The following is a 4,685-nucleotide window of genomic DNA, read 5'->3' as shown; positions in this document are numbered from 1 at the left end:
AATCTTCTGATAAAAAGCAAGGTGCCCAAAAGGTCATAAAGGCTCCAGTTTTTTCTATTACTCAAGAACCTAATGATATCATTCCTCATATACCTGATGCATGCAAGAATTGTTCATCTTTTAGTAAGTGTTCTAAGTCTTATACTGTTGCAGAAAAACGATATGAAGTTGATGTTGTTGTAAAAACAAAAGTGATATTGCATCAAGTTATGTCAGTCGAATGTCCTAAATGTGATAATGAAATCTTAAAGGGAACTTTTCCAGAGCATATTACTTCTACAATGCAATATGGACAAAACTTGCAAGCTTTAGTTATAGCACTAAATACAATTGGTATGGTAAGCATTAATCGTACTCATAAGTTCTTAAGTGATCTTTTTTGCATACCTATTAGTACTGGAACTATTCATAAAATGGTGACTGAATGTGCTCAAAAGATTCTTCCTGTTATTGATGTGATCAAAGAAAAGATAATCGCTTCACCAATCGTTCATTTCGATGAGACAGGAACACGTGTAGATAATAAAACATGCTGGGTACATAATGCTTCAAACTCAAAATACACTTATCTAACAGTAGAAGACAAACGCGGCTATGAAGGAATAGAATCTAGCGGTATCCTTCCAAACTATATAGGTATAGCTATTCACGATTGTTGGTCATCAAAGATGATAGAACTGCTACTAAATATGAAAAAACAAAAAGATAAAGCAGTATTTATGAGTAAAGAAGAGCCGACCTATTACTATACCCATAAATTCCACAAAGAATATCAGAGTATAATAGAGGAAGCTAGAAAACTCAATCCCATCCCAGAAAAAGTACCAAGTAAAAGTGGCCGACAAGGAAAAGGAAAAATCCGAGCCTCATAGAAAGACTCTTTGACAACGAGGGTTCAATATGCCTATTTACTAAAAACTTCAATGTACCATTCGATAATAATCAAGCTGAACGAGATGTATGAATGGTAAAAGTAAAGACTAAAGTAGCTGGTTGTTTTAGAACACTTGATGGGGCAAAACTTTATGACAATCATGTCATATCTAGAAACAGCTAAAAAACAAGGTATCAGTCCGATGAAAGCATTAAGAAAAGCACTTTCAGATCAATGTGATTTTATTTTCGCTTAAAATAGCGGCTGAACAGTTACTTATAATCTTTAATAAATTTAAAAATAAGGAGTATTACATATGATTTCAAATGAAATGGTTAAATTAGGAACAAAACGCTCTGTAATCAGAGAACTTTTTGAATATGGTAAAAAACGTGCTACTGAAATTGGCGCAGAAAATGTATATGATTTCAGCTTAGGTAATCCTAACGTGCCAGCACCTGAATGTGTAAAACAAGCTATCTTAGAATTAGTAAATGACTCAGATCCAACTTTACTGCACGGCTATACTTCTGCACCTGGGGATTTAGAAACAAGAACAGCTATTTCAGACTATATTAATGAAAGATTTAATACTTCACTTACACCAAATCATATTTATATGACAGTTGGTGCTGCTGCTTCTTTATGTATTTCAATTAAAGCACTTACTGTACCTGGAGATGAATTCATTACTTTCGCACCATTCTTCCCAGAATATACTGTATTTACTAATGTTATGGGTGCTGAACTTAAAGTTGTATCCGTTAACACAGAAAACTTCCAAATCAATTTTGAGAGTTTCAAACAATTACTTTCACCTCAAACAAAAGGTATCATTATAAACTCACCAAACAATCCATCTGGTGTTGTTTATTCAGAAGAAACAATCAAAGAACTTACTACTATTCTTAAAGAAAAATCAGAAGAATATGGTCACCCAATCTACTTAATCTCTGATGAACCTTATAGAGAATTAGTATATAACGGACTTAAAGTACCTTATTTAATGAACTACTACAAAAACACATTAGTATGCTATTCATATAGTAAATCTCTTTCACTTCCTGGTGAACGTATCGGTTATGTAGCAGTATCTGATCAGATGGAAAATAGTAGTGAAGTTTATGCTGCAATTTGTGGTGCTGGCCGTGCTCTCGGATACGTATGTGCACCAAGTTTATTCCAAAAAGTAATTGCAAAATGTGTGAAAGCTACTTCTGATATTAGTACTTATGAAGAACACAGAGATATTATTTATAATGGCCTTACAAAATTAGGTTATAACTGCATTAAACCAGATGGTGCATTCTACCTCTTCGTAAAGGCACTGGAAGAAGATGCTAATGCCTTCTGTGAAAAAGCTAAAAAACACGAATTACTCTTAGTTCCTGGAGACGACTTCGGCTGCCCTGGATACGTAAGAATCTCATACTGCGTAAGCAAAAAACAAATTTTGGATTCTTTACCTGCTTTTGCGGAGCTTATTAAGGAATACAAATAAGAAGCCGGGAGTAGCGAGGAATACTATCTACACCTTCCGTAATTTATGATAGCCTAAGTTCGATAATCAATGTAACGTGTGAAAACTCATTCGCTCCGCTACTCCCTCTTCTATTTTGATTGCCTTTGGGGTGGTTAAGAACTACTTTAAGGTAAAAAGAGCAGTGAAAAACTTTATGATAATATAAAAAGCTTCCTGTATACTTTAAATAGGTCAAGAGATTGACACCCAAAAATACCTCAAGTAAATTTAGATTATTACTGACCTGGCCAGTTGGTAATAAATCTAAATACACGAGAGGTACATACAATGAATGTTAAAGGTAAACAGAAAAGAAATCAAGTAGTAACAGTAAATATTTTTGAACAACAAGAGTTATTAGCAAAACAGAAGTTGTGAAAAGTAATCTTAAAGCTTCAACATGGCATGAGTTAGAAACTAAAGGAAAGTTTACAAAGAATGAAAAGCTCTCATTTATTAGTGATGACATGCTTATTTTAGGATGCGATATAGGTAGTGAAACTCACTATGTAAGAGCCATTGATACTAGAGGAAGAGAGCTCAGTAAGGCTGCTTTTTCATTCGGCAACAACTCAGATGGATTTCAAAGTGTAAAGGATTGGGCAATTTAAACTAGCTGCCATGAATAACAAGAATCAGATTGTATTGGGCTTAGAGCCAACAGGTCATTATTGGTTTTGTCTTGCCACTTGGATGATTTCAAACGGAATCAGTGTTGTACAAGTGAATCCATATGCTGTGAAACAGACAAAAGAAATTGAAGATAATAGTCAGCTTAAGGATAATAGGAAAGATCCAAAGCTTATTGCAAACCTTGTTAAAGATGGCAACTTTGGAATGCCATATCTTCCAGAGGAACTTTATGCAGAATTATGACGCTTATCAATGTTTCGTGATTAGCTATGCGAGGACAGAATACGATGTATTAACAGACTTCATAGAGAAATGAAAATCTATTTCCCAGAGTATAAAGACGCACTGGGAAAAGTAGACGGAGCTTTTGTTTTAGAATTGTTAAGAAAAGCACCATTTCCAAAAGATTTAATGGCGCTTGAAGCTGAAGGCATAAAACCAATATGGCATGATGTGAAACTCAGAGGTCATGGCTATAGTAAGGCTGACGAAATCTTAAAGTACACAAAAGAAAGTGTTGGACTAAACGATGGAGCCGATGCAAGTAATTTAGCAGTAAAGTGGTTTGCAGAGCAAATCATAGAATTGGACTAGGAGCTTACAGAGATAGAAAACAAACTATCCATGAAATGTATGGAGATACCATATGCAGAAAATATTCTCAAAATATCAGGTATAGGAGAACGTGTATTAACAGTGATCCTTGCAGAGATGGGAGATATATCAAGATTTGATGATGTTAAAGAAATACAGAAATTAAGTGGATTAGGACTTGTAGCTTGCAGTTCAGGAAAACATAAAGGTCAAACAAAGAGCAGTCATAGAGGACGCAAACGACTGAGATATTGGTTGTTCCAAGGAGCTAAGTCTACAGTAGCGCATTCAGAGGAGTTTAAAGAGCTTCACGACTATTATACAACACGATCAGATAATCCACTGAAGAAGATGCAATCATTAATTGTTATTGCATGCAAACTACCTAGAGTGATTTACACGATCTTGACTAAGGGGCTCACATATAATCCAAATAAAATGTTAAAGGACATAAAACATCCAGATAAACAAGAAGCATTACCAGCATAATTATACAAATAGAACAATAAGTACATTTCAAATCCAGACCCTTGCTGGATTCCAGAGCAATCTGAAATTAAGCAGGGTTCTGGAGAAAAGTAACCCGATAAATATGAAGTGTGTTATACACTATATCAGCCACAAGACCAACAACAAGAAACATGAGAAAAGCATCCACTGAATATCAGTTCCTCGTGTGAAGGTAAAGATCAGTAAAGATCAAATACAAACAAGAGCTGTAGTTGGCAGAAGTTTTCTCCGTAGGGCACGACCCTGTTAAAAAGCTTAGCCAACACTCAGTGTATGACCAGGTGAGACAAAAGAAGTTGGAACACGATCCCTTTAGACACGGAAGGTTCACCATCATAGTTAAATAGAGGAAAATAGCCTTTTTAAAGCAAAACAATAGGATGCTTTTAAAACTATGCCTATTTTTAACTATTCAGTACAGGATACAATATCTGTTCATCACTATTAGCTCTAGTTATAAAGCTAACTATGTTTTGAGACTTGACAATATAGGAAGGAGTAACGAAATTATTTCTAACTTCGTTACTCCTTTTTTGTTGTCTTGAATTAAGA

At 34.8% G+C, this 4,685-nt stretch carries 6 protein-coding genes; all 6 read left to right on the top strand.

Annotated elements, in window-relative coordinates:
- The coding region (locus JCM14822_RS17865; protein ID WP_054743947.1) for an IS66 family transposase at positions 1-872 on the top strand (872 nt) is incomplete at its 5' end.
- Positions 873-1,190: 318 nt separating this feature from the next.
- Entirely contained in the window at positions 1,191-2,375 is a 1,185-nt protein-coding gene (locus JCM14822_RS17860; RefSeq protein WP_054743945.1) for a pyridoxal phosphate-dependent aminotransferase, read from the top strand.
- A gap of 395 nt (positions 2,376-2,770) precedes the next feature.
- On the top strand, positions 2,771-3,007 hold the full coding sequence (locus tag JCM14822_RS22250) for a hypothetical protein (RefSeq protein WP_054743943.1): 237 nt from the start codon (positions 2,771-2,773) through the stop codon (positions 3,005-3,007).
- A 10-nt stretch (positions 3,008-3,017) separates the two neighbouring features.
- Positions 3,018-3,272 carry an IS110 family transposase gene (locus tag JCM14822_RS22245; RefSeq protein ID WP_054743941.1) on the top strand — a complete coding sequence of 85 codons (255 nt, stop codon included), beginning with the start codon at positions 3,018-3,020 and terminating at the stop codon, positions 3,270-3,272.
- 69 nt (positions 3,273-3,341) lie between these two features.
- Positions 3,342-3,623 (top strand): hypothetical protein, encoded by a 282-nt coding sequence (locus JCM14822_RS22240; protein WP_054743939.1) that lies wholly within the window; start codon positions 3,342-3,344, stop codon positions 3,621-3,623.
- A 30-nt stretch (positions 3,624-3,653) separates the two neighbouring features.
- Positions 3,654-4,112 carry a transposase gene (locus JCM14822_RS22235; protein WP_054743937.1) on the top strand — a complete coding sequence of 153 codons (459 nt, stop codon included), beginning with the start codon at positions 3,654-3,656 and terminating at the stop codon, positions 4,110-4,112.
- Positions 4,113-4,685: the final 573 nt, after the last annotated feature.

It is taken from the genome of Cellulosilyticum ruminicola JCM 14822, from assembly GCF_001311925.1.
GTDB classification, from domain to species: domain Bacteria; phylum Bacillota; class Clostridia; order Lachnospirales; family Cellulosilyticaceae; genus Cellulosilyticum; species Cellulosilyticum ruminicola.
The sequence above is the reverse complement of the archived record's forward strand: the minus strand, read 5'-3'. Positions and strand labels throughout refer to the sequence as shown.